Origin of the sequence: Flavobacterium psychrotrophum (genome assembly GCF_003403075.1) — a bacterium.
GTDB lineage: Bacteria > Bacteroidota > Bacteroidia > Flavobacteriales > Flavobacteriaceae > Flavobacterium > Flavobacterium psychrotrophum.
The window spans coordinates 3,495,249-3,520,726 of sequence record NZ_CP031557.1; the positions used below are offsets into that span (position 1 = coordinate 3,495,249).

18 protein-coding genes are annotated in these 25,478 nt (G+C 42.3%); 10 read left to right on the forward strand and 8 right to left on the reverse strand.

Annotated features, from left to right (window positions below):
* Positions 1-141 precede the first annotated feature (141 nt).
* The 3 genes from DYH63_RS15000 to DYH63_RS15010 all read left to right on the forward strand — a co-directional run bounded on the left by DYH63_RS15000 (position 142) and on the right by DYH63_RS15010 (position 7,537).
* Positions 142-3,426, forward strand: a complete 3,285-nt coding sequence (locus DYH63_RS15000; RefSeq protein ID WP_116790863.1) for a protein O-mannosyl-transferase family — start codon at positions 142-144, stop codon at positions 3,424-3,426.
* 124 nt (positions 3,427-3,550) lie between these two features.
* Positions 3,551-6,832: a glycosyltransferase family 117 protein gene (locus DYH63_RS15005; RefSeq protein WP_116789562.1), complete on the forward strand. Its 3,282-nt coding sequence runs from the start codon at positions 3,551-3,553 to the stop codon at positions 6,830-6,832.
* 63 nt (positions 6,833-6,895) lie between these two features.
* A complete protein-coding gene (locus DYH63_RS15010) occupies positions 6,896-7,537 on the forward strand; it encodes a polysaccharide deacetylase family protein (RefSeq protein ID WP_116789563.1) in 642 nt (213 codons plus the stop codon).
* Here DYH63_RS15010 and DYH63_RS15015 read toward each other — a convergent pair.
* Both DYH63_RS15015 and DYH63_RS15020 read right to left on the reverse strand, forming a co-directional pair.
* A complete protein-coding gene (locus tag DYH63_RS15015; protein WP_116789564.1) occupies positions 7,534-7,830 on the reverse strand; it encodes a thioredoxin family protein in 297 nt (98 codons plus the stop codon). The two genes, DYH63_RS15010 and DYH63_RS15015, sit on opposite strands and share 4 nt — an antisense overlap.
* Before the next feature lie 87 nt (positions 7,831-7,917).
* Positions 7,918-9,150: a metallophosphoesterase gene (locus DYH63_RS15020; RefSeq protein WP_116789565.1), complete on the reverse strand. Its 1,233-nt coding sequence runs from the start codon at positions 9,148-9,150 to the stop codon at positions 7,918-7,920.
* A 480-nt stretch (positions 9,151-9,630) separates the two neighbouring features.
* Between DYH63_RS15020 and polA the strand changes: the two genes are divergently transcribed.
* Complete coding sequence (polA, locus tag DYH63_RS15025) at positions 9,631-12,474, forward strand: DNA polymerase I (RefSeq protein WP_116789566.1); 2,844 nt, start codon at positions 9,631-9,633, stop codon at positions 12,472-12,474.
* A gap of 194 nt (positions 12,475-12,668) precedes the next feature.
* Positions 12,669-13,982, forward strand: coding sequence for a serine hydrolase domain-containing protein (locus tag DYH63_RS15030; RefSeq protein WP_162927050.1), 1,314 nt, complete (start codon positions 12,669-12,671; stop codon positions 13,980-13,982).
* Positions 13,983-13,993: 11 nt separating this feature from the next.
* Here the strand turns inward: DYH63_RS15030 and DYH63_RS15035 are convergent, their stop codons facing one another.
* The 3 genes from DYH63_RS15035 to DYH63_RS15045 all read right to left on the reverse strand — a co-directional run bounded on the left by DYH63_RS15035 (position 13,994) and on the right by DYH63_RS15045 (position 16,071).
* Positions 13,994-14,383, reverse strand: a complete 390-nt coding sequence (locus DYH63_RS15035; protein WP_116789568.1) for a DMT family transporter — start codon at positions 14,381-14,383, stop codon at positions 13,994-13,996.
* 62 nt (positions 14,384-14,445) lie between these two features.
* Complete coding sequence (locus tag DYH63_RS15040; protein WP_116789569.1) at positions 14,446-15,024, reverse strand: Crp/Fnr family transcriptional regulator; 579 nt, start codon at positions 15,022-15,024, stop codon at positions 14,446-14,448.
* 15 nt (positions 15,025-15,039) lie between these two features.
* Positions 15,040-16,071: a LacI family DNA-binding transcriptional regulator gene (locus DYH63_RS15045; protein WP_116789570.1), complete on the reverse strand. Its 1,032-nt coding sequence runs from the start codon at positions 16,069-16,071 to the stop codon at positions 15,040-15,042.
* A gap of 434 nt (positions 16,072-16,505) precedes the next feature.
* Here DYH63_RS15045 and DYH63_RS15050 point away from each other — a divergent pair, with 434 nt between their 5' ends.
* The 5 genes from DYH63_RS15050 to DYH63_RS15070 all read left to right on the forward strand — a co-directional run bounded on the left by DYH63_RS15050 (position 16,506) and on the right by DYH63_RS15070 (position 21,981).
* A complete protein-coding gene (locus DYH63_RS15050) occupies positions 16,506-17,267 on the forward strand; it encodes a ferritin-like domain-containing protein (RefSeq protein WP_116789571.1) in 762 nt (253 codons plus the stop codon).
* Between the two features lie 25 nt (positions 17,268-17,292).
* Positions 17,293-18,135 carry a ferritin-like domain-containing protein gene (locus DYH63_RS15055; protein ID WP_116789572.1) on the forward strand — a complete coding sequence of 281 codons (843 nt, stop codon included), beginning with the start codon at positions 17,293-17,295 and terminating at the stop codon, positions 18,133-18,135.
* 156 nt (positions 18,136-18,291) lie between these two features.
* Complete coding sequence (locus tag DYH63_RS15060; protein WP_116789573.1) at positions 18,292-20,310, forward strand: thioredoxin domain-containing protein; 2,019 nt, start codon at positions 18,292-18,294, stop codon at positions 20,308-20,310.
* A 6-nt stretch (positions 20,311-20,316) separates the two neighbouring features.
* Positions 20,317-21,168, forward strand: a complete 852-nt coding sequence (locus DYH63_RS15065; RefSeq protein WP_116789574.1) for a mechanosensitive ion channel family protein — start codon at positions 20,317-20,319, stop codon at positions 21,166-21,168.
* 138 nt (positions 21,169-21,306) lie between these two features.
* Positions 21,307-21,981, forward strand: a complete 675-nt coding sequence (locus tag DYH63_RS15070; protein WP_162927051.1) for a hypothetical protein — start codon at positions 21,307-21,309, stop codon at positions 21,979-21,981.
* Position 21,982: 1 nt separating this feature from the next.
* On the opposite strand, the gene tsaB is transcribed toward DYH63_RS15070, so the two are convergent.
* Genes tsaB through DYH63_RS15085 form a run of 3 tightly spaced genes read right to left on the reverse strand, consistent with a single transcriptional unit; the run spans position 21,983 to position 25,387 of the window.
* Positions 21,983-22,642 carry a tRNA (adenosine(37)-N6)-threonylcarbamoyltransferase complex dimerization subunit type 1 TsaB gene (gene tsaB / locus DYH63_RS15075; RefSeq protein WP_116789576.1) on the reverse strand — a complete coding sequence of 220 codons (660 nt, stop codon included), beginning with the start codon at positions 22,640-22,642 and terminating at the stop codon, positions 21,983-21,985.
* Between the two features lie 4 nt (positions 22,643-22,646).
* On the reverse strand, positions 22,647-23,933 hold the full coding sequence (locus DYH63_RS15080; protein WP_116789577.1) for an efflux RND transporter periplasmic adaptor subunit: 1,287 nt from the start codon (positions 23,931-23,933) through the stop codon (positions 22,647-22,649).
* 2 nt (positions 23,934-23,935) lie between these two features.
* On the reverse strand, positions 23,936-25,387 hold the full coding sequence (locus DYH63_RS15085; RefSeq protein WP_116789578.1) for a TolC family protein: 1,452 nt from the start codon (positions 25,385-25,387) through the stop codon (positions 23,936-23,938).
* Positions 25,388-25,478 lie beyond the last annotated feature (91 nt).

Here is a 25,478-nt window from a genome sequence, read left to right on the forward strand (position 1 = left end):
TGCTCATTGCGGGTGCAAATGTAACACATATTTTTAGTTTTCCAAATCCTTAAACAAAAAATATTTAAAAAAATTTTGCGTTATACTACTGCAAAGCCCGCTAATAATGGCTATTTTTACCTTAATCAATTGCTTACCAACATGAAACATTTCGACTTTAAAAGATGGAATAACATTGCCGGATGGTGTATTTTTTTTACTGCACTACTGGTTTATAGCCTTACCGTAGAGCCATCGCTCAGTTTTTGGGATTGCGGCGAATATATTTCTACTAGCGCCAAACTGCAGGTAGGCCATCCACCGGGTGCTCCCCTCTTCCAGATGCTGGGTGCCGTTTTTGCAACTTTTGCATCATCGCCGTCACAAATAGCCTTTACCGTTAATATGGTTTCGGTGCTTTCGAGCGCCTTTACTGTGTTGTTCCTGTTTTGGTCACTTACAATTGTACTAAGTGAGCTTACCGTAAACGATACGTCTGTAGACAAACGAAATGATTTTATGATACTGGGGGCAGCTGCCGTGGGCAGCCTTGCTTTTTTATTTTCAGACAGCTTTTGGTTTAGCGCTACCGAGGCAGAGGTTTATGCCATGGCATCGCTTTTTATAGCCCTTATATTATGGGCAGGTCTGCGCTGGGGTAAAGAAATGCACACACCTAACGGTAACCGCTGGCTACTTTTAATAGCATTGCTTGTAGGCTTATCTTTTGGCGTGCACTTTATGGCACTGCTTACCATCCCCTCTTTAGGGCTTATCTATTACTTTAAGAACTATCAAAAAATCACGATAAAGAATTTCATCATTGCTAACATTGCTATAGTAGCCTTGCTGTTCTTTGTTTTTGCGTTCCTTATGCCATACACCATGGCATTGTTTGGCAAAACCGAAATTTTTATAGTAAACAGCCTTGGCCTGCCTTTTAACTCAGGCACCATCTTTGTTTTTGCAGCACTTATAGCGGCATTTTACTTTGGGCTACGCTTTACGCGCAAAAGACAGCTACCACTTTACAACACCGCATTACTGTGCGTGCTGTTTATACTTATTGGCGCATCTACATGGCTTATGCTGCCTATACGTGCCAATGCCCACGTGGTACTTAACGAAGACAACCCCTACAACGCTGCCGAGCTTCTTGCCTACTACAACCGCGAGCAGTACCCGGAGCAAAAAACATTATACGGCCCCTTATATACTGAGGTATATGCTGACCTTGACAAAAACCAGCCGTATGCAGACGATAAGCCTAACTACGAGCGCAACTACACTACCGGCAAATATGAGATTGTAAACAATTACAAAAACGCACGCCAAAATTTTGATGACGCCCAAAAAGGCTTTTTGCCCCGCATGGCAAATGAAAAATCGGCGGCGAATTATATGGCATTTGCAGGAGCTCCTACGTTTAAGATCAACCTTGACTACGATTTTAGCCGCGACCTTGCAGAAGGTGGTATCGACATTAACAAACTTACCGATGAGCAAGCAGGTATTGCTTTAGCACAGGCACGTACGCAACTGGAAAACATCATTACCGAATTTAAAGCTGCTTACGCTAAAGGCGACATAGGCAATAAAGAGTACGACAAGTTTTTGCGCAGCTATAGCCGCTACCTTGTTGTAGACAAGCCTACGTTTGCGCAAAACATGGCCTTTATGTTCGATTACCAGTTTGGCTATATGTACCTGCGTTACCTTATGTGGAATTTCTCTGGCCGCCAGGGCGATGAGCAGGGACTTTATGACCGCATGAACGGGAACTGGATGAGCGGTATCGATTTTATAGACGAAGCAAGGCTTGGCCCACAAACCAACATTACCCAGGATATGCTTAAAAACAAGGGGCGTAATATTTACTATATGCTTCCGCTGATACTTGGCATTATCGGTCTGGTGTACCACGCCCGAAAAAACGCCAAGAGTTTTTATGTGCTACTGGTATTGTTCCTGTTTACAGGGATAGCACTTAAGATATTCCTTAACGAAAAGCCGTTTGAAGTGCGCGAACGCGATTATGCCCTTGTAGGGTCGTTCTATGTGTTTGCCATCTGGATTGCTTTTGGCGCTTACGCATTGTACCGTGCTGCCCAAAAATATGCAAAACCCGCAATTGCCCTGCCTATGGTTTTAATCACTACGGTATTTGCTGTACCTGTACTTATGGCCACACAAAACTGGGACGACCACGACAGGTCTGACCGCTACACTGCCGTAGCCATGGCTAAAGCCTACCTAGACAGTTGCGATGAAAATGCCATACTGTTTACCATAGGCGATAACGACACTTTCCCGCTATGGTATGCACAGGAAATTGAAGGTTACCGTACCGATGTGCGCATTGTGTGCACTACGCTGCTCCATGCAGACTGGTATATCGACATGATGAAGCAGCGTGCCTACAAATCGGCACCCATGCCCATATCGTTTACACATGAACAATACAGGGCAGGTACCCGCGATTATATGATCTACGACCCACGCACCGACAAGCGCATAGACGTTAATGATTTTATGAAGTTTGCCCACCTGGATGATGAGCGCGCCATGGCACAAATGCAAAGCGGGCAATGGGCACACATTTACCCTACTAATAAAATTAGCTTCCCGGTTAACCGCGATAAGATTATTAAAAACCATGTTGTAGGGCCCGAAAAATATGACTCTATTGTAAACACTATAGATGTAGACCTGCCTCAAAGTGCCATTTACAAAAGCGGCATGGTAATGCTTGATATTATCCGCAACAACAACTGGGACCGTCCTGTTTACTTTGCAGGCCGTACCGCTGATGATGCTGATTTTGCATGGATGAAAGATTACCTGCAGGTGCAGGGCATGGCTTATAAGCTGGTTCCTGTAAAAACACCACTGCCGGAAGACGGCAGCATGATGGACATGGGCTATGTAGACAGCGAAAAAAGCTACGACAGCGTTAAGAAATGGGACTGGGGTAACAGCGGCAGCCCTAAAATTTATCACGACCCAGAAACGCGCCACAACGGCATAGCCTTCCGCAGTACAATGGCACGCCTTATGGATACGCTGATTACCGAGAATAAAACATTAAAGGCAAAAGAGATTATTGAGCTTGCGATGGAAAAAATGCCGGTAGATGATTTTGGCTTTTATACACTAGCAGAACCATTTGCCGATGGCTATTATCGCGTGGGCGAAAAAGAAAAAGCCCGTGCGCTGCTTGCTAAGCTTACTACAAAATACCACGACAGTCTTAATTATTACAAATCGCTGCCAATGGCAATGCAAAACGACGAAGCCCGAAGTATTGTAACCGAGATAGAGCGCTACCGCAGCCTGCTCTGGGTTATGAAAGAAAATGGCGACACCGCATTTTATAACGTTGCCAAAAAAGAGTTTAACGACCGCAACAGATGGTTTGCACGTTTTGGGCGGGAAAACGAGATATAAACAGATTATGACGGCGGCACTTAATGCCGCCGTTTTTTATATAAAATACAGCAATACACTTTCTCATTGGTAAAAAAATAGTTTCTTTGCAGTTAGAATTTATATCCAGGATAATTCACCATACATGACACAATTCGATTTCAAAAAATGGAATACCATCCTTGGGTGGTCTGTTTTTGCCATTGCGCTACTTGTTTATTCGCTTACCGTAGAGCCTACCCTTAGTTTTTGGGATTGCGGTGAGTACATTCCCACAGCAGAAAAACTTGAAGTAGGCCACCCGCCGGGAGCACCACTGTTCCAGATGCTGGGTGCCGTATTTGCTATGTTTGCTTTTTCTAAAGAAAAAATAGCATTAATGGTTAACATGGTTTCGGTATTTTCGAGTGCATTTACCATACTTTTCATGTACTGGTCAAGTACCATTGTCCTGAAAAATGTAGTTGCAAAATTCTCTGAATTAAACAAAGACAACTATATCGCCATCCTTTGCGCATCAGCCGTAGGGTCATTAGCCTTTACCTTTACCGATAGTTTTTGGTTCAATGCCACCGAGGCAGAGGTATATGCTATGGCATCGCTATTCATAGCACTATTGTTATGGCTTGGCCTGCGCTGGGGCGAAGATATGGGTACACCACGCGGCAATAAATGGCTGCTGGTAATATCGCTGGTAATAGGCCTTTCTTTTGGTGTACACTTTATGGCAATACTTGCCATACCAAGCATAGGTTTTGTTTACTTCTTTAAAAATTACAAAACCGTTACGGTTAAGAGCTTTATCATTGCAAACATTGTAATTATTGCAATACTGCTGTTTGTATTCAAGCTCCTTTTACCTTACACGCTTGCCCTTTTTGGTAAGACAGAAATCTTTATGGTTAACTCACTTGGCCTGCCATTTAACTCGGGTACCATATTTGTTTTTGTTGCCATAATAGCGCTGTTTTACTTTGGCCTTAGCTTCACAAAAAAGAAAGGCTACGGGCTTTACAACACCCTGATTCTTTGCATCCTGTTTATATTCATCGGTTTCAGCACCTGGCTTATGCTGCCCATCCGCGCTAATGCAGATGTGGTTATTAACGAAAATAAACCAAGTGATGCTGCTGAAGTACTTGCTTACTATAACCGTGAGCAGTATGGCGAGCAAAAGCTGTTTTTTGGCGCTATGTATACAGATACTTACAGTGGCCTTGATGCAGAGCACCCGTATGAAGATGAAAAACCTAACTACCAAAGGGATTATGCTACAGGCAAATATATAATTGTAAACGATTATAAAAACGCCAAGCAAAATACTGACGATAACCACAAAGGCTTTATGCCACGTATGTGGAACCCTGACAATGCTGCTAACTACATGAGTTTTACAGGCCCGCCATCGTTCAGGATAGACCCTAATTACGATTTCTCTGAAGACCTGTACCGCATGGGGCTTCCGCTGGATAAGCTGAGCGAAGAAGAACTGGGCGGTGCAATTGCCGAAGCCCGTGGAAATATTGAAGGTGTTATAAACGAATTCAGGGCTTCTTTCCACAGTGGGCAGATGGATTATGATGATTATAACAAATTCCTGAACAGCTACAGCCGTTACCTTATCATCGAAAAGCCATCGTTTACAGATAACATGAAGTTTATGTTTGAGTACCAGTTTGGCTATATGTATGGTCGTTACCTGATGTGGAACTTCGCCGGTAGGCAAAATGACATACAGGGGCGTTATGATGACCTTGACGGCAACTGGATATCGGGCATTAAGCCGCTTGACGAAATCAGGCTGGGCAGCCAGGACAACCTGCCGTCTGACCAGGCAGATAACAAAGGGCGCAATACTTATTACCTGATTCCTTTTATCCTTGCCTGTATCGGCTTAGGATGGCATGCAAGCCGAGATTCTAAAAGCTTTTATGTATTGCTTATATTATTCCTGTTTACAGGTATTGCCCTTAAAATATACCTGAACGAAAGGCCATTTGAACCACGTGAAAGGGATTATGCACTGGTAGGATCATTCTACATTTTTGCTATGTGGCTTGGGTTTGGCGTATATGCCATTTACGACTGGATAAAACAATTCATGTCGGCTAAAATAGCTACACCGGTGGTTACTGCGGTGTGCCTTTTAGCGGCACCAATACTACTGGCGAGTCAAAACTGGGACGACCACAACCGTTCTGGCCGCTATACTGCCCTTGCTATGGCCAAGGCGTATCTTTCGTCCTGCGATCAAAATGCAATACTATTTACCATCGGAGATAATGACACCTTCCCGCTATGGTATGCGCAGGAGGTAGAAGGTTTCCGTACAGACGTGCGTATTGTAAACACCAGCCTGTTTATGACCGACTGGTATATTGACCAGATGAAACGCAAAGCTTATGAAAGTGAGCCAATGCCTATAAGCTTTAAACACGACCAGTACAAGCAGGGTACGCGCGATTATATGCTGCACATTCCTAACACCGAGAAGCGTTGGGAAATGAAAGATTTCCTTAACTTTCTGGGTAGTGATGACCAGAGACTTAAGCGCGAGCTTAACAACGGCCATTTTGTAAACTTCTACCCTACTAATAAAGTAAGGCTTACGATAGACAAAAATGAAATAATTAAGAACAAGGTGGTTTCGCCTGCGCTTAATGATAGTATTGTTCCATATATTGACATTGATATTAAAGGTGATGCATTGTACAAAAACCGCCTTATGATGCTAGATATCGTTTACAACAACAACTGGAAACGCCCTATCTATTTTACAGGCGGCAGCTTTGGCGACGACGATTACCTGTGGATGAAAGATTACCTTCAGCTGGATGGCCTTGTGTACAAACTTGTACCGGTAAGAACAGCAATACCTGAAGACGGCAGCCCACTTGATATGGGCCATATTGACACCAACAAGATGTACGACATCGTGATGGGTTGGGAATGGGGCAACAGCAACAGCCCGGACATTTACCATGACCCTGAAACGCGCAAAAACAGTATTACCTACCGTACAAACATGGCAAGGCTTATGCAGGCGCTAATAGACGAAGGTGATAAAGTGCGCGCCAAGAAAATTATAGACCTGGCTATGGATAAAATGCCGGTACAGTACTTTGGGTACTACACACTACTGGAGCCATTTATTACAGGCTATTATGAGCTTAATGACAAAGCAAATGCACACAAACTTTTAGATCAGCTGATAACAAAATATCAGGAAAACCTCAAGTTCTACAGCGGTGTTTCGCAGTCTGACCAGCAGTACATAAGGATAGATATTGTTACTGACATAGAGCGTTACCGCAGCCTGCTGCTTATCGCTAAAGAAAATGGTGATGACGCTTATTACAACAACGCGCGTAAAGAGTTTAACAACCTTAACCAGAAGTTTGCCCGTTACAAACGCGAAAACGAATAGATAAAATATTATTAAGTATATTTGGGATGCAGCTTACGGGCTGCATCTTTTTTTAGAAGTATTATGACATTTTACTGGGTAAAAACACGTTGGTTTATTAAGAAGTTTTTCGGCGGCTTCATCTGGAATGTGGCACGCCGCGAAAAAACTGTGTATCTTACTTTTGACGATGGCCCCATACCTGAAGTCACCCCATGGGTGCTGGATATCCTTAAAAAACATGACATTAAAGCCACATTTTTTTGCATAGGTGATAACATAGACAAAAACCCCGAAACCTTTAAACAAATACTGGAAGCGGGACATGCCGTAGGCAATCATACCTACAACCACCTTAACGGCTGGAGCGCAGACGACACTATTTATTTAGCCAATACTGACCTGTGCCAGGAAGCTATTAAAAAGTACAAAGGTAATGGCACATGCCTGTTTCGCCCACCCTACGGCAAGATATCAGGCAGGCAGGCTTCTGCCTTAAGGCATAAAGGATTTAAGCTTATAATGTGGGATGTTTTAAGCGCTGATTTCGACCAAACGATTTCGCCTGAAAAGTGCCTGAAAAATGTTATAGACAATACCACAACAGGCAGCATCATTATTTTTCACGACAGCCTTAAGGCACAGAAAAATATGCAGTATGCATTACCGCGCGCTATAGAATATTTAAAGAAGGAAGGTTACCGGTTTGGGCTGCTGCCCTATTAAACCTGCTCGCGTACCAGGCCTATAATAGTATTGGCATCCAGTTCGCCGCTTTGGCGCCAAACCATCTGTCCGTCTTTATAGATCATTAGTGTAGGCAGGCCTTTAATGCGCAGTGCATCGGCAAGTTCCTGGTTTTTATCAACGTCAATTTTAATAACCTTAGCCCTGTCGCCAAGTGCAGCCGCTACATCCCTGATAACAGGGTGCATAGAAACCGATGGCTCATTCCACTCTGTGTAGAAATCAATAAGCACCGGAACAGTCGAGTTAATAAGTTCTCCGAATTTTGACATATTTGGCAGTATTTGGTGTACTCTAAAAACCTATTTATTGGTAAATTTTCATACAAATATAATATTTTTAGAACACGGTGGTGCTAATTAACCTTTTTTTAGTGTTATAACAGTAATTTCTGGCCAGATGCCCACACGCCCGGGAAAGGCATGAAAGCCAAACCCACGGTTTACATAAATGTAACGCCCCATGTGTTCATACAGCCCGGCCCATTGTTTATAAACATATTGCACAGGGCTCCATTTTAAAAATCCGGGTATTTCTATCCCAAACTGAAAACCGTGTGTATGCCCGCTTAGGGTAAGATTCATGTTTGTAGGACTGTCCTTTACCTCTAGGTCCCAATGGCTTGGGTCGTGGCTCATCAATATTTTAAAATCTTCAGGCTTCAGGCCGGCATCAGCCTTTTTAAGGTCGCCCGCTTTTTTAAAATTATGCCCCCAGTTCTCAACACCTACAAGAGCAATCTCGTCATCGCCCCTGCGCAACTTTACGTGTTCATTAAGTAAAAGTTTAAAGCCTATATCACCATACAGGTTTTTTATGGCTTCAAAATTATCGTCTTTGTCTTTTTGCGTAGGCCACTCTATATATTCGCCATAGTCATGGTTACCCAGTACTGCATATTTACCCAGCGGTGCACTTTCTATACGGTTAAAGGTTTCCAGCCACGGGTACATCTCCTTGGCATGAGTATTTACAATATCTCCGGTAAAAAGAATCAGGTCGCTGCTTTGCTCATTGATAAGATCTATCGCATAAGAAATTTTTTCAGGATCATCAAAACTACCGCTATGCACGTCGCTTATTTGCGTAAGCGTAAAGCCGTCAAAGGCATCCGGCAGGTCAGGGAAAGTAATGGTTGTTTTACGCACTTTAAAGTTGTATTTACCCTTAGTCATACCATACAATAGCGACAAGAATGGTATTGCGGCAATACCCAGTGCGGTAAGGCTTACAAACCGGCGGCGCTCCGGCAGAAATGGCTGCCCACTCTGTCCTGCAAATGCACGGATACACCCGCCTATAAACCTGATAATATCTTCACCCAGCATAATAAGGGCTATGATAAGTTTAGGCACTACGGTAATAAGAAGCAACCCAATGGTAAAAAGGCTTTGGCGTGTTTGACCATTGCGGCGGTCAAATTGCGTAAAGGAATAAATGATGTAAGCAATGATAATTATTGAAAGGGCAAGGTAAACCCAGTGTATCCATCTGGTTTTTGTGGCCTCTTTAACTGCTATAAAGGTATAAAACTCGGCCAGTACAACTACAATAGCCGTTATAATGAGAATGAGCGGAAAATTAGGACGCATAATTTTAATGTGTGTGTGATGGTGTGTGTAATAAAAACACACGCTTCAGGAAGCATCACAAAACGTGCCATATTATAGTGTGTCAGGTTTTGTGTCAGTACGGGCCTCACCCCTAGCCCCTCTCCAAAAGAGAGGGGAATAGCTGCACTCAGATGTTCTTGATTGCTATTAACTACGATTTCGCCAATTGTTTTCGGTACTGAACCCGGCCTCACCCCCAACCCCTCTCCTTCGGAGAGGGGTTGGGGGTGAGGCCGTTGGGGATTCTCAAACTTTAGCACATCCCTATAATTTCCTTAAGCTTTTATTCACTAAACAACACGTAGTTTTGTAATGTACCAAACAAAAACTATTAACTCCATATATACAGCGCCCTGAGGCTTTTATAGCAGCGGGGCGCTGCCTTTTTTTGATTTAACCTGTAGCCGTTTTTTAATGTGGGTGGGTTTGTTTATTTTTACATCCAAACAAAAAACGATCATGTCTCAGCAAAAACGACTTTTCCTGCTTGATGCCTATGCGCTTATCTTTCGCGGCTATTATGCATTTATAAAAAATCCGCGCATCAACTCAAAAGGCATGGATACCAGCGCCATTTTTGGGTTTATGAATTCGCTGCTTGATGTTATAAAGCGTGAAAAGCCAGACCACCTTGCCGTAGCATTTGATAAAGAAGGCAGTGCCGTGCGTACCGAAATGTATGTGCAATATAAAGCCAACCGCGATGAGACACCCGAAGCCATTAAGATAGCAGTACCCTATATACAGGCCATACTTAAGGCGATGCACATTCCGGTAATTGAGCAAGCAGGCTGCGAAGCGGATGACCTTATAGGCACTATAGCCAAACAGGCAGAGAAACAGGGATACCAGGTTTTTATGGTAACGCCCGATAAAGATTTTGCACAATTAGTATCTGAAAATATATTTATGTACCGCCCTGCGCGTTTGGGTAACGGTATCGAAATTTGGGGAGTACCTGAAGTTTTAGCCCGTTTTGAGATAGAGCGTCCTGAGCAGGTAATAGACTTTTTAGGAATGATGGGCGATGCCGTAGATAACATTCCGGGACTGCCTGGTGTGGGCGAAAAAACCGCTAAAAAATTCCTGAAAGACTATGGCAGCATGGAAAAACTGCTGGAAAGCACGCACGAGCTGAAAGGTAAAATGCGCGAAAATATTGAAGCTAATAAAGAACTTGGGATACTCTCTAAAAAACTGGCGACTATAATTATAGACTGCAACGTTACTTTTGACGAGCACGATTATGAGCTAACAAAACCTGACACCCCAAAAGTAGAGGAATTATTCAATGAACTTGAGTTTCGCCGCATGGCAGAGCAGTACCACAAGCTTTTTGATGGTGGCAATACATTTATTGAACCAGGTTTTAATGATGGAGATACACCAACTGCATTAGCTAAAAAAAGCAGCAAAAAGGATGAAAACCAGACAAACCTTTTTGGATTTGAGTCCGATGACACACCTGCTACAGAACATAACTCGTTTTACAACACTCTCGAAAATACCGACCACCACTACCAGCTGGCAGAAGGCATGGCAGTAAAATTTTTAATAAGCAACCTGTTAAAACAAACCACAGTAAGTTTTGACACCGAAACTACAGGTGTAGATGCACTTACAGCAGAGCTGGTAGGATTGTCATTCTCTTGGGAAAAAGGCAAAGGATTTTACGTTCCCGTTCCGGCTGACAGAACCGAAGCACAGGAACTGGTTGATAAATTCCGGCCCTTCTTTGAGGCTGAGCATATAGAAAAGGTGGGGCAAAACCTTAAGTATGACCTCGAAATACTGGCTAATTATGGTATTGTAGTAAAAGGCAAGTTTTTTGATACTATGATTGCCCACTACCTCATCAATCCGGATATGCGCCACGGCATGGATATTCTTGCCGAAACTTACCTTAAATATTCGCCAATGCCTATTGAGGCGCTTATTGGCAAGAAAGGCAAAGGCCAGAAAACCATGCGCGATGTAGATGTAGAAATAGTAAAAGAGTATGCGGCTGAAGATGCTGATGTTACACTACAGCTTATGGAAATTTTTGCCCCGATGCTGGACAGCAGCGGCACGCGCGAATTGTTTGATAATATAGAAATTCCGTTAATGCCGGTACTTGCCGCCATGGAAACTGAAGGTATTAATCTAGATGTGCCTTACCTTAAAGAACTTTCGGCAGAGCTTGCCGCAGAGAGTAAAGTTTTAGAGCAGCGCATATACGAAACTGCAGGACAATCGTTCAACCTTGGTTCGCCAAAACAGCTTGGAGAAATATTATTCGACAAGTTACAGATAGGCGGCACTAAACAAAAGAAAACCAAGACCGGGCAATATGCCACCGGTGAAGAGGTGCTTTCTTACCTGGCTGTAGACAACCCTATTGTTCAGGATATATTAGAGTGGCGCCAGGTAGTAAAATTGCAGAACACTTATGTAGATGCGCTTCCGCTACAGGTAAAACCGGTAACCAATCGTGTGCATACCGATTATATGCAAACTGTAGCCGCTACAGGCCGCCTGAGCAGTAACAATCCTAACTTACAAAACATACCGGTGCGCACAGAGCGTGGCCGTAAAATACGCCAGGCTTTTATAGCCCGTGATGAAAACTACACTATACTAAGTGCTGACTACTCGCAAATAGAACTGCGTATTATTGCTGCGCTTAGTGGCGACCCTGAGATGATTCGCTCATTCCAGAACGGGGAAGACATTCACGCCAGTACGGCAGCCAAGGTATTTAATGTGGCACTGGAAGAAGTATCGCGCGAGCAACGCAGCCACGCCAAGACCGTAAACTTTGGTATTGTGTACGGTGTTTCGGCATTTGGGCTAAGCAACCAGACATCGCTTACCCGTTCAGAGTCTAAAGACCTTATTGACGCCTACTATAAAACCTACCCCCGCCTGAAAGAATTTATTGGTGAGCAGGTAGAAATAGCGCGCGAAAATGGCTACGTAAAAACCATAACCGGCCGCAGGAGGTATCTTAAGGATATTAATTCGGCTAATGCCGTAGTACGTGGCGCCGCAGAGCGTAATGCCGTAAACGCACCTATACAGGGTAGCGCTGCTGACATCATTAAAATAGCGATGATAAACATCCAGAAACGACTGGTTGATGAAGGCTGGAAAAGCAAAATGTTGCTACAGGTACACGATGAACTTGTTTTTGACGTTTATAAAGAAGAACTGGAGCGCATTAAACCCATGATAAAGCACGAAATGGAAAATGCCTTTACGCTTGATGTGCCTTTAGAGGTTGACATGGGCGAAGGTGTAAACTGGCTTGTAGCGCATTAATTGGGTAGTTTGTGAATGCGGTGATTCGCAGGTCTTGTCATTGCGAGGGAGGTACGACCGCGGCAATCGGAATGACAAAGCCTAACATTATCCTTAGCTTGCAATGACTCAGATTTGTTTGTCATCCTGAGCGCAGCGCAGCGGAGTCGAAGGATCTCAATAATTATATTCGCTTAATGCAACATCGCTTTTATATGAAAAAACCACTTGTACTACTTTTACTTTTAGCTACTGTTTTCTCTTTTGGGCAGGAAACAGAAAAAGGCCGCTTTGCCAAGATTGACAGCCTTATGAACTATCTGTATGCAAACGGTAAGTTTATGGGCAGCATTGCACTGCGCGAAAAAGACAAAGTAGTATTTAGTAAAGCCTACGGATATAGCGATGTGGAGCACGAAACCAAAGCCACACCACAAACAAAATATAAAATTGGCAGTATTACCAAGACTTTTACTGCGTGTGTAATCTTCCAGCTGGTAGAGGAAAAGAAGTTAAAACTGGAGAGCAAGCTTTCAGAGTTTTTCCCGAAGATTAAAAATGCTGACAAGATTACCATTGCACAGATGCTGGGCCATAGCAGCGGTATTTACAACTATACGACTGACAGCACATTTGTATTTACTTCGCAAATGTTCCGCCGCGATATGCTGGAACGTCTTTACAGCTATAACGCCGCCTTTGAACCGGGCACTAAAGCCGAATACAGCAACAGTAACTATATACTCCTAGGCTACATTATACAGGATGTTACACACAAATCCTATAAAGAAAATGTTACCACACGTGTCATAAAAAAAGTGGGGTTAAAAAACACCTACTACTATGGCAAAATAAACCCCAAGAAAAAAGAAGCCTATTCCTATTCTTACGAAACCGGAGCATGGGAGCGCGTGCCTGAATGGCATGAAAGTATAGCAGGGGCCGCAGGGGCATTAGAAAGCACACCCGAAGACCTTACCCAGTTTATTACCGCATTATTTAACAACAAGATTGTTTCGGCGGAATCATTAGCATTAATGAGCCTTTTAGATAATGGCTATGGTAAGGGGCTGGTTAACTTTCCGTTTGGAGAGCGCAAGTTTTTTGGGCACAATGGCGGTATTGAGGGCTTTACCTCAACAGTAGGTTACTATCCTAAAGAGAATTTTGCGGTGGCAATGATTACTAACGGCCTTGATTTTGATTTTAACGAGATAATGATGGGTGTACTGAGCAGCTACTATAAACTGCCCTATCGTTTTCCGTCATTCAATGCGATAACGCTTGATGATGCCATCCTGAAAAAATATGAGGGTAACTATACTACTAAAGATTTACCTTTTACCATAAACGTTACGCTTGTAAAAGGACAGCTACGTGTTCACGCTGATGAGCAGGGTACTTTTTATATAGCGCCGGTTAGCGAAACAGAGTTTATACACGACGCATCGGGCGTAAAGATGACATTTAGCCCTACCGGTTTTACACTGGAACAAAATGGCACCAGTACCTTTTTTAAAAAGCAGTAGATAATCTTATTCTAACAACAAAAAGCCCGGAAAGCATAATACTTTCCGGGCTTTTTGTTATTAAAAACAGCTATACAGACGCGCCTTCTCCGCCAAAGAACTAGCCCAAGTATAGACAATACCAGCGTAGTTATAAAAAACAACCTCCAGAAAGTAGCCGGTTCATTAAAAAAGATGATGCCCATAACTACAGTACCAAAAGCGCCAATACCTGTCCATACTGCATAGGCCGTTCCTAACGGCAGGGTTTGCGTAGCTTTATTTACAAAATAAAAGCTCAGTAATATACACGCTATAAAGGCTGCAACCCATTTATAATCGGTAAAGTTTTTAGAAAGTTTCATTGATGATGTAAAGCCTATTTCTAAAAGGCCGGCAAGGATAAGATAGATCCAGTTCATTTGTCTTACATTTAAATTAAGGCAAATGTACAGGTAGTAAACGGCAACAAATTTTACATTTGTTAAATAGTTCCTTTAGCAACATTAGCCCTTATGCGGCTAAGGGAAACCTGGCTTATACCAAGATAAGAGGCAATGTATTTAAGAGGCACCCGATTAGGCAAAGACGGTATACGCTCCAGTAATTCTATATAAAGCTGTGATGCGGTTTTAAACTGGCGCTTAATAAACATTTCTTCCAGCTTTAGCAATTCGCGCTCGGCGAGTTTCCTGCCCCAGTTGGCCAGGGCAACATTTTTTTCAAAAAGGGCAATAAGGTCTTTTGACTTTACTTTGTACATAATACTGTCTTCAAGCACCTCAATACTCTCATATCCGGGGCGGTTATTTGCAAAACTATGTGCTGATATAATATAATCTCCGGGCATCCCGAACCAGAAGGTAACCTGCTTATCGGTAGCATCGCTATAAGCACGTGCAATACCCTGTTCTATAAAAAACAAATGGTCTTCTACATAACCTTCGCGAATTATTATCTCGCCGCGCGATAATTCTACCCTACTGAATAAAGCAACAAGCCCGCTAAGCTCATCCTGGCTTAGCGGGTATAATGTTGTTATTGTATTTAATATATTGACCAAAGTAAGGACAATGCCTTAAAGTTTCTTAGTAGATTCTCTTTGGCGTAATTCGGTTTTTATAATGCGTGTAGTAAACTCAGGTGCTACCTCATCTTTATTTTCAAGCCTGTCGATAAGCAAATCGGCAGCAGCCTCACCAATCTCGGGGCCGTGCTGGCTTACTGTACTAAGGCTTGGCGTAAGCCTGCGCGACCATACACCATCGGCAAAGCCAATAAGCTGTACGTCTTCCGGTATACGGAAACCGCCTTTTAATACCGCTTTGTGTGCCGCTACAGATGCAGACTCTTCAAGCGCAAAAACGCCGTCAATCTTTTTCCCTTTAATATCAAAAAATGCTGCAAACTTTTCTTCAAGCTCCTCAGTGCTCTCGCATCTAAGGATAAGGTTTTCATTAATAGGAATATTGTTTTGCCTAAGCGCCTCCATATACCCTTCGGCACGCAGGCTACCTATATTCATATTATCTATGTTACTAAGCAATGCAATATTTTTACAGCCTGTTTTTATAAGGTGGTTTACAGCATGTACTGCAGAATCATAATCATCTACAATAACTTTATCACAACTAACCTCATCAGATATCCTGTCGAACATTACAATAGGAATATCATCGGCCATCGCCTCTTTAAAGTGCTTAAATTCGTGCTCCTTTTGCGTTTCATCGGCAGTAGAAAGTATAAAACCGTCTATAGTACCGTTGCTAAGCATATCCATAGTATCAATCTCTTTTTTAAGCGACTCGTTACTAATACATGTAATTACATTATAACCACGTGCGTTAGCGCCTTTTTCTATACCGCTAAATACTTTTGCAAAAAACGGGTTAAGGATATTAGGTATAATAACACCTATGGTTTTAGAGCGTTTACTCTTAAGATTTACAGCAATATTGTTAGGCTTATAATTTTTAAGCTTTGCAAATTCCTGTACTTTTATTTTTGTAGGCTCGCTAATCTCCGGGCTGTTGCTCAGCGCCTTCGATACGGTAGAAACAGATACATTTAGTTCTTTTGCGATTTGTTTTAAAGTTGCTTTTGGTCTCATATCCGGGAAGATGTTTTATATGGTAAAGTAACGAAAATTTCACGAAATTCTTATCGTTAGATTTACGAAATCGTATTTTTTTTACAAAAATCCACATTCTACTTACAATTTGATTACAAAGCAACCGTAGAATTATCTTACGAAAACGTTTTTAGGCACCTAAGAAATCGTTAAAGTAAACGTAATTTACATTTTTTTATTCCTGTTAAATTTCAGCAAAAAAATATATCCCGAATCTAATTTTAACCAGTACACACACCAACTTAGCTTAATAAACCATTGGGTATAATTAATAATTTTTTGTTAATTATTAAAAAAATCTCAATTTCACGCAAAACCATTAACATTTAGTTGGCGTATATAAAGTAGAAATTTGGGTGATAACAAATATGCTTACCACACCTGTACACTATTAACCACTTAAATGTTACATTATGAAAAATGACAAAGTAACGGTATCAGAGATAGGGACTCAGACCGCAGGCTTAGCCAGCCGTAGGAGTTTCCTTAAGCTTAGCGGCCTTGCCCTTGCAGGAACCGGACTGCTAATTGCCGGCTGTAGCGATGACGACGACAGCGGTAGTACTAATGACGACAAACTACCGGGCGTAAGAGACGGTAAATTTGACCTTGGCGGCGGCGATGCGGGCATACTCACTTATGCCTATGCGCTAGAACAACTTGAAGCTGATTTTTATACACGTGTGGTAAATGGCAGCAGTTTTCGTTCGGTATTTAGCACCGAAGAACAAAATGTACTTGTAGACCTCTATTCTCACGAGGTAATACACCGTGAATTCTTTAAGAGGGCATTAACAGCTGCACTAAACAATACCAGTGGAGAATTACTGCCGGATCTTCAGTTTGCTTATGCCAGTGTAAATTTTAGCAACCGCGACAGCGTACTGGGTACTGCAAAAGCACTTGAAGATACCGGAGTAAGGGCATACAACGGGGCCGGACAGTTTATTACCACTCCTGATTACCTTGTTGTTGCCGGCAAAATAGTATCGGTAGAGGCACGCCATGCTGCCGCCATACGCGATCTTATAAGCCCTAAAAGTGCAAGCTTTGCAGGTAACGATGTGGTAGATACCAATGGTCTTGACCTTGCTGATAAGCCAAGCAAAGTAATACCGGATGTTGCAGCCCTTAACTTTATACAAACAGCTTTTACCGCGAAGTATTTACCATAATGCTAACATTTAAAAACACGAAATCATGAATATCATCAAATTTATAGAATCGTTTACTAATGAAGGCATTATACAAAGCCTACATACAAAAGGATCACGCCGCGACAGCCTAAACCAGTTTGGTAAGGCAGGCGCTACCGCAGCCCTGGCAGCTGTACCATTCATATCAATGTTTTCACAAAAAGCTAATGCAGCCAGTAGTGCTTATACAGCAGCAGCAGACAACAGTGCAACAGCTGCACTACAGCTTGCCCTGACACTGGAATATCTTGAAGATGAATTTTATGCTATGGCACTGGACAAATCAGGATTAATACCTACCACAGATCGCACCATTTTTGCACAAATAAGCCAGCATGAAGCTGCACACGTTGAGTTCTTAAAAAAAGCATTAGGCAATAATGCACCTGATAAGCCTACATTTGACTTTACTGGACGTAAAGGCGGTACCGGCACACTTGTTTTCGACCCGTTTAATGACTATCAGCAGTTTCTTGCTCTTTCTCAGGCGTTTGAAGATACCGGTGTTCGTGCCTACAAAGGCCAGGCTGTAAATCTTATGGGAGATAAAGCAACACTAACTGCTGCCTTGCAAATACACAGCGTAGAAGCAAGACACGCATCTGTAGTGCGCAGGCTTAGGGGAAACAGGGGCTGGATACCAGGCGTTGACGGTATGCACCCTGCCGCGGCAGATGCAGTTTATGCGGGTGAAGGTAATACTACACATGCTACTATAAATGTGGCTACATTTACACCTACACAAGGTAACCCGGCCTTTGGAGATGCCGCAGATTCTGCCTCATTTGATGAACCATTAGATGCTACAGCATCAACTAATATTGCAAAATTATTTTTCGCGCAATAATAAAAAAATAAATGTTGATTATTTATACCCGCCTGTGGCAGCTTCTGCGCCACAGGCTTTTTTTATGTATAACGTTTTTGCATCGGTTACTTTAACAGTAGCGCATCTTTGCTGCAAGGTATGGTTTTAGTACTTTTATTCTCCAAATAAAACACTATGAATGAACTCGCCGCCGAAACCAGTCCTTACCTGCTGCAACACGCTAACAACCCTATCTACTGGAAAGCCTGGAAGCCGGAAGTATTGGCCGAAGCCGTAAATCAGGACAAACTTATAATAGTCAGCGTGGGTTACAGTGCCTGCCACTGGTGCCATGTTATGGAGCACGAAAGTTTTGAGGATAACGAGGTGGCAGCCGTAATGAACGCGCATTACATTTCGATAAAAGTAGACCGCGAAGAACGCCCGGATGTAGATGCTACTTATATGAAAGCCGTACAGCTAATGACCAGCCAGGGCGGGTGGCCCATGAATGTAGTACTGTTACCCGACGGCAGGCCGGTTTGGGGTGGCACCTACTTTCGCAAAGCACAATGGATAGAAACACTACAGCAATTGCAGGACCTGTTTATTACAGGCCGTGACAAGATGGAAGACTATGCCGTGAAACTTTTAGAAGGCATAAACCAGCTGTCGTTGCTTCCGCCTAATGAGGAAGAGACTTTAAAAGATCCTTCAGCCATAAAGCCACTGGTAGAAAAATGGGCTAAAAGTTTTGACTGGGATTTTGGCGGGTATGCCCGTGCACCTAAGTTTATGATGCCTAACAACTACCAGTTCCTGCAACGTTACGGTTACCAAACCGGCACACAGGAGTTGCTTGATTTTACCAATCTTACCCTTACCCGAATGGCGTGGGGTGGCTTGTTTGATACCATAGGTGGGGGATTTTCACGTTACTCGGTAGATATGCACTGGCACGTACCCCACTTTGAAAAGATGCTGTATGACAACGGCCAACTGATGAGTTTGTATGCCGAAGCTTACAAAGCTACCGGTGATACGCTCTATAAAGAAGTGATAGAAAAAACGCATTTTTTTATTGCTACAGAGCTCACGTCTCCCGATGGCGCCTTTTACAGCGCGTGGGATGCTGACAGTTTTACCCTTACCGGGCATAAAGAAGAAGGCGCTTTTTATACCTGGGAAAAACAGGATTTAAAAGATTTACTGGGCAGTGACTTTGAACAATTTGCTGTAGTCTTTAATATTAATGAATTTGGTTTTTGGGAAAATGGTCAATACGTTTTAATCCAAACCAATGCTACAGAAGAACTGGCTAAAGAATTTGGGATCACTACCGAAGTTTTGCAAGAGAAGAAAGCACAATGGGAAAAGATGCTTTATACCGAAAGAGAAAAACGCCACAAACCAGGCCTTGATGATAAAGTACTTACTTCCTGGAATGCCATAATGCTTAAAGGCTATGCCGATGCTTACAAAGCCACTACAGATGAAGTATATCTTAAAGCCGCACTTGGTAACGCCCATTTTATATGCGATAAACTTTGGGACAGCGTAGGCCACCTTTGGCGCACCTACAAAAATGGTATTGCAAAAATTAAAGGCTTTCTTGAAGATTATGCCCATACTGCAGATGCCTTTATATCCTTATACCAGTGTACGCTTGATGAAAAATGGCTGCTGTATGCAAAACAGCTTACAGATTATAGCCTTGAGCATTTTTACGACAGTAAAAAACAGTTTTTTTCTTTTACCGAAATAGCAGATAATCAATTAGTGGCTCCGCATTATGAAACGGAAGACAATGTAATACCGGCATCAAATTCGGTTATTGCCAACGTGCTGTATAAACTGAGCATTTTGTTTGACAATGCTCATTACGAAAAAGTAGCACTGCAAATGCTTTACCAGATGATACCCGCCATGGATTATCCTTCGGCGTTTAGCAACTGGCTTAACCTGTGGCTGGATCTTTCGGCACAAAACAAAGAACTCGCCGTATGCGGAGAAAATGCTGCTGAGACAATTAAAGAGATCAACGCACAGTATATGCCCCATGTGTTAGTGGCAGGAACCGTGAAAGATTCTGTAATACCTTTTTTACAAAACCGCTTTGTTAAAAATAGTTTAATGTTTTATGTTTGTCAAAACAAGGCTTGTAATTTGCCAACCGACAATGTAGAAACCGCGATTAACGATTTGAAATTTTAATATTAGATGGAGACTGAAACTCAATTTGACAGCTATTTAGAGTATTTTACAAATAAACTTGTAGGTTATGTTCCAAGTATATTTGGGGCACTCTTAGTACTAATTGGTGGTATTATACTTATAAAGATTTTACGTAAAATACTGACCGGTATACTTACCAAGCGTCCTGATCATGACCCAACCGTTTTGAAATTCTTACTCGATGTTCTTACATGGATATTAAGAATATTACTTTTTGTTCAGGTTATAGAGCAGCTTGGTGTAAAAACAACATCTTTTGCAGCAGCCATTGCAGCCGCAGGTTTGGCAATTGGTTTATCATTACAAGGGTCGCTTAGTAATTTTGCCGGCGGTTTGCTTATCATCTTATTTAAACCTTTCCGCATAGGCGACTATATCGAAGCACAAGGGCAGGCCGGTACAGTAAACAGCATACAGATATTCAGCACCCGCATAATAACCCCGAACAACCAGGTAATATATATGCCAAACGGAGCACTGTCTAACAACACCATAAAAAACTTTTCGCAGGAGCCACTACGCCGTGCCGAAATAATACTCTCTGTAGATTACAGCAGCGACCTTAAAAAAGTAAAAGAAGTTATTTTTAATGTACTAAAATCTGATTCAAACATACTAACAGAACCAAAACCGGGCATTGAAGTAAAAGCACTTGCAGACAGTTCTGTAGACCTGGTAGTATTTATGTGGGCAGAACGCGGAAATTATGGTGCCATGGTATCTGATTTTTATGAAAATATAAAAATGGCTTTTGAATCGGCAGGTATCGAAATTCCGTATCCGCACCAGGATGTTAAACTAATATACCCGGAGAGCAAAGGATATAAGATACAATAAAAAATTAAGCAGTTGCGTTTATAGGGTGGCATTGTTTTTGTTAAATATTTAAAAAAGAAAGATGTAATTCTTTAAGAAGCATTAATAATTTTATCTTTGCCGTCTATTAATACACACTATTACATTAAATTTAAAAAAATGAAAAAGCTTAGCTTACTTTTTGCCGGCACCTTTGCAATTACCACTTTTACGGCCAGCGCACAAATTAACCAGACTCCTGTTCAGGCAGGGCAAATTACAGCCGGTAGGGAGAAGGGATTAGCGACAACAGGAACAATGTACATAATTGACAAGCACCTGCCTGCAAAAGTTTCTAACAGCGATATTGTACAATTACTGCGTTATAATGCTTATGCTGACTACTTTGAAATCAGCAATCCACAGGAGCAGCAATTAAAAATATTACCAAAACAAAATGGGGTTATAGTTACCTTTAGCAATAGCGGCGAAGCCTATACACTTGTACCTTATGTTACAGATGAAGGCGACCAGCACAACGGCTACCTTAATATTATAAGCAGCACCCCAAAGGTAAAAATATATAAAAGAGAGCGCATATATCTTCAGCCGGGCTCTGTAGCAACTAACAGCTACCAGTCTTCTAAAGCTCCTACTTACCGCAAGGCAAAGGATGAATTTTATGTGCAGATAGGCGAAGAAGAAGCTAAATATTTTTCGGGCAAAAAAGATTATGCTAAACTTGTACCAGGAAAGAGCAAAGAAATTCTTGACTATATTAAGAAAAACAGCATAGATCTTGATGAGGCTACCAGCCTGCAAAAGCTTGCAGATTACACAGCTTCTATACTATAAGCTATTTACCGGCAATAAAATCTTTCAAATAAAAAGGTTCAAAATAAGCGACATCTACGGTGTCGCTTTTTTTGTAGGCATCAAAAGACAACGCGCACATTTCTATCGAAGATGGGTACAACACTTCCTGATGATAAACAAATTTAGCATCTGTAAGAATAGTAGCGCATTTAGCTGCACCATCGCCTATTAAATGTACAACTCCCGGCTGGCCGGCAAAAAAATCTTCTGTAATTATCTCTGCTTTTGTTTCACGCACTTTAGTATAGTCATGACTATACACAGCTGTGTAAGCCTCCATACGGCGTGCATCTATCATTGGCACGATAATACCTTCTGTAATTTTTATCTTTCGGGCAAGAAGCTCCAGTGTGTCTACAGCAATAAGCGGAATATTGAGCGCGTAACAAAGACCCTTAGCCGCAGATACACCTATGCGTAACCCGGTATAAGAACCCGGCCCTTTGCTTACGGCTATAGCAGTAAGATCGGCAAAAGCAATTCCGGTTTCTTTAAGCACCTCTTCTATAAAAACATGCAGCTTTTCGGCATGGGCATAGCCTTCGCCCGCATATTCTATTACCGCACGGTTAATACCATCTTCCGCTACAGCAACTGAGCAGTTTTTTGTAGCGGTTTCAATATTCAAAATAAAAGCCATAAATTTATCCTTTTGCCTTAACCGTTATTTTATCTCCGGGGTTCAGGTCCTTAGTAACTGTTGCATAAGGCCCGGTAATAATTTCATCTCCCTTTTTAAGACCCGATAATATCTCTATATTAGTATCATCCTGTATACCGGTTTTTATTACGCGTAATACTGCCTTGTCGCCAGATTTTACAAACACGCACTCAAACTTTTGTCCGGCTTTTCCACTTGCTTTCTCCTGCTCTTTTTCCTTGAGTTCTTTTACCGCATCATGGCTTGCCGACAGGGTGTCAGATTTTATGACTACTGCGCTGATAGGCACTGCAAGTATGTCTACCCTTTTTTCTGTAATAATATCTACAGTAGCGGTCATACCCGGCCTGAATGGCGAATAGTTAGCCGGTTTACCTTTTGTCATCTCTTCGTAAGACTCTTTAAGTATACGTACCTTAACTTTAAAGTTTGTAACCTGGTCTGCGGTAATATCGCTACTTGCAGAATTAGATATGCTGGTAACAACACCTTTAAATACACGCTTCAGGTAAGCATCAACTTCTATGTTAGCTTCATCGCCTATGTCTATCTTTACAATATCATTCTCGTTAACATCAACTTCAACCTCCATATTGTTCAGGTTAGCCACCCTTAAAATTTCGGTACCCGTCATTTGCTGTGTACCCACTACCCTTTCACCAAGCTCTGTGTCAAGCTTAGAGATGGTACCGTCTACCGGAGAGTAAATGGCAGTACGGTTAAGGTTATCTTTAGCTTCGGTAACGCTCGCACCGGCACTCTCTACCTGATAGAAAGCTGATTGTTTAGCCGCCTGTGCCACTTCGTAAGCAGAAACGATCTTATCCCATTCTGACTTAGATATTACACCTTTATCAAAAAGCGTTTTATTACGGTTGTAGTTAGCCTTGGCTTCCTTAAGCTGTGCTTCAGACTGGCTAAGCCCCGCACGCGCGGTAGACATTGCTGCTGAACTACGGCTCACACCCGACTCATAAAGATCGGGGTTAATGCGCACAAGCAGGTCACCTTTTTTAATAGCCTGCCCCTCTTTAATAGGCAATTGTATAATCTCCCCTGATACTTCAGATGATATTTTTACTTCTACTTCCGGTTGTACCTTACCGGTAGCCGAAACAGTTTCGGTAAGTGTTACAGCTTTGGCAGTAGTAATTTCTACCTCCTTACCTTTATCGTTATTTCCTAATGTACCGTTTTTCTTAAGCACAACAAGCAGCACGATCAATACAATAATCGCACCCAGTAAATAGTAAATGGCTTTTTTTGACATGGTTATTCTTTTTCAGTAATTTGAGAAATTGGTACACCAAAGTAGAACTCCAGTATTTTTACCTTAAATATAAAATCGTATTTGGTTCGCAGTACTTCGCTTTGAGCATTTACATAAAGTGTTTGGCTTTGGTTATAATCAAACACATTTATAAGACCCACCTCATAGCGCTCCCGGGCATAGTTCATAGAGCCTTCACGTGCCGCGAGTGTAGTTTTAGCAGCCTCATATGTATTAAGCGCGCCCTGTGCATCAGTATATGCCTTATACACCGTTTGCTCCAGATCCAGTTCCTGCTGTTGCAATGTAATGCGCGAACGCTCTAAAGCTATTTTGGCACGCTCTACCCCGTTACGGGCAGCAAAGCCATTAAAAATAGGCACATTTAACGATATACCAAACGAGTGACCTTTATTTTGGTCGAACTGGTCGAGTATCGCTTCTCTTTTCCCCAGTATAGGCACAAAGTTATTTTGTACCACAGCCTGGTTAGTACCGTCTATATACCCTATCACCGATGTTGGCGTAGTTAGGTTAGGCCCATACCCCACAACTCTGTCTGCATAGGCAGCACGCGTTGTAAAACTGTAAAAACCCTGTATTGTAGGCTGATAGACACCCTTAGCTATTTTCACATCTTTTTCGGCAACCTCTACATCTGCACGCGCTATTTTAACCACAGTTCGCTCTTCTCTTGCCTTGTTATAAATTTCGGCAGCAGAGCGTAACAATACACCCGTATCATCGGTTGGATAATCTTTATCATCAGTATCAAAATCCTGGAAATTTTCCAGCTGCATCAACTGTGCAAGGCTTAGCTTAGAGATAAGCAGGGCATTTTCTGCCGTTATCCGATTTTGGTTGTCAGTAGCTACTGTAGCCTTTACATCAAGCAGATCACCTTGTGGAACCACCCCTGCATCTACAAGCTGCTGTGTGCGCTCCATTTGCTTTGTATCTATTGCGAGTTGCTGCTGCTGTACCTTAAGGTTTTCTTTGTTAAACAAAATCTGAAGGTAAGAGTTGGCAATATTTAGCGCTACATCTTCCTGCATTTTTGTAAGCTGGTACTGTGCCGCAACCATAGCCAGGCGGGCACGGCTAAACCTGTTTTGGTTTTGAAGGCCTTTGTAAATATCAACGCCTACCGTACCCCCTATTGATGTAAACTGGGTAGTCTGGTTTTGCAGCAAACCCGTGGTAATGTTTTGGTTAAGACCAATATTCCACGAATGTGACCCCTGCCCGTTTACCGTGGGTAAAAAAGCCATACGCGCATCGCTTCGGGCAACATCTGCCGTTTGCACATCCAGAGTGGTAAGCTTTATAGATATGTTGTTTTTTAGCGCATACTCTACACATTCTCTCAGGCTCCATTTTTTCTGCTGCCCAAAACTGGGCAAAGAAAGCAGGGCAAAACCCGAAACAAAAAATATGCTTGTTAGTTTTTTCATAAAACTGTGTTGGTTTCAAAAACAAATTTATTAAAAAAATTCCCACCTTATAGCAGGAATATCCTGCTATAAGACAACCAACTTTGTTTTT

What these genes read in the sequence shown, in the direction of transcription:
- DYH63_RS15000 (WP_116790863.1), top strand. Translation starts at nt 142, where the DNA reads ATGAAACATTTCGACTTTAAAAGATGGAATAACATTGCCGGATGGTGT.
- DYH63_RS15005 (WP_116789562.1), top strand. Translation starts at nt 3,551, where the DNA reads ATGACACAATTCGATTTCAAAAAATGGAATACCATCCTTGGGTGGTCT.
- DYH63_RS15010 (WP_116789563.1), top strand. Translation starts at nt 6,896, where the DNA reads ATGACATTTTACTGGGTAAAAACACGTTGGTTTATTAAGAAGTTTTTC.
- DYH63_RS15015 (WP_116789564.1), bottom strand. Translation starts at nt 7,830, where the DNA reads ATGTCAAAATTCGGAGAACTTATTAACTCGACTGTTCCGGTGCTTATT.
- DYH63_RS15020 (WP_116789565.1), bottom strand. Translation starts at nt 9,150, where the DNA reads ATGCGTCCTAATTTTCCGCTCATTCTCATTATAACGGCTATTGTAGTT.
- polA (WP_116789566.1), top strand. Translation starts at nt 9,631, where the DNA reads ATGTCTCAGCAAAAACGACTTTTCCTGCTTGATGCCTATGCGCTTATC.
- DYH63_RS15030 (WP_162927050.1), top strand. Translation starts at nt 12,669, where the DNA reads ATGAAAAAACCACTTGTACTACTTTTACTTTTAGCTACTGTTTTCTCT.
- DYH63_RS15035 (WP_116789568.1), bottom strand. Translation starts at nt 14,383, where the DNA reads ATGAACTGGATCTATCTTATCCTTGCCGGCCTTTTAGAAATAGGCTTT.
- DYH63_RS15045 (WP_116789570.1), bottom strand. Translation starts at nt 16,071, where the DNA reads ATGAGACCAAAAGCAACTTTAAAACAAATCGCAAAAGAACTAAATGTA.
- DYH63_RS15050 (WP_116789571.1), top strand. Translation starts at nt 16,506, where the DNA reads ATGAAAAATGACAAAGTAACGGTATCAGAGATAGGGACTCAGACCGCA.
- DYH63_RS15055 (WP_116789572.1), top strand. Translation starts at nt 17,293, where the DNA reads ATGAATATCATCAAATTTATAGAATCGTTTACTAATGAAGGCATTATA.
- DYH63_RS15060 (WP_116789573.1), top strand. Translation starts at nt 18,292, where the DNA reads ATGAATGAACTCGCCGCCGAAACCAGTCCTTACCTGCTGCAACACGCT.
- DYH63_RS15065 (WP_116789574.1), top strand. Translation starts at nt 20,317, where the DNA reads ATGGAGACTGAAACTCAATTTGACAGCTATTTAGAGTATTTTACAAAT.
- DYH63_RS15070 (WP_162927051.1), top strand. Translation starts at nt 21,307, where the DNA reads ATGAAAAAGCTTAGCTTACTTTTTGCCGGCACCTTTGCAATTACCACT.
- tsaB (WP_116789576.1), bottom strand. Translation starts at nt 22,642, where the DNA reads ATGGCTTTTATTTTGAATATTGAAACCGCTACAAAAAACTGCTCAGTT.
- DYH63_RS15080 (WP_116789577.1), bottom strand. Translation starts at nt 23,933, where the DNA reads ATGTCAAAAAAAGCCATTTACTATTTACTGGGTGCGATTATTGTATTG.
- DYH63_RS15085 (WP_116789578.1), bottom strand. Translation starts at nt 25,387, where the DNA reads ATGAAAAAACTAACAAGCATATTTTTTGTTTCGGGTTTTGCCCTGCTT.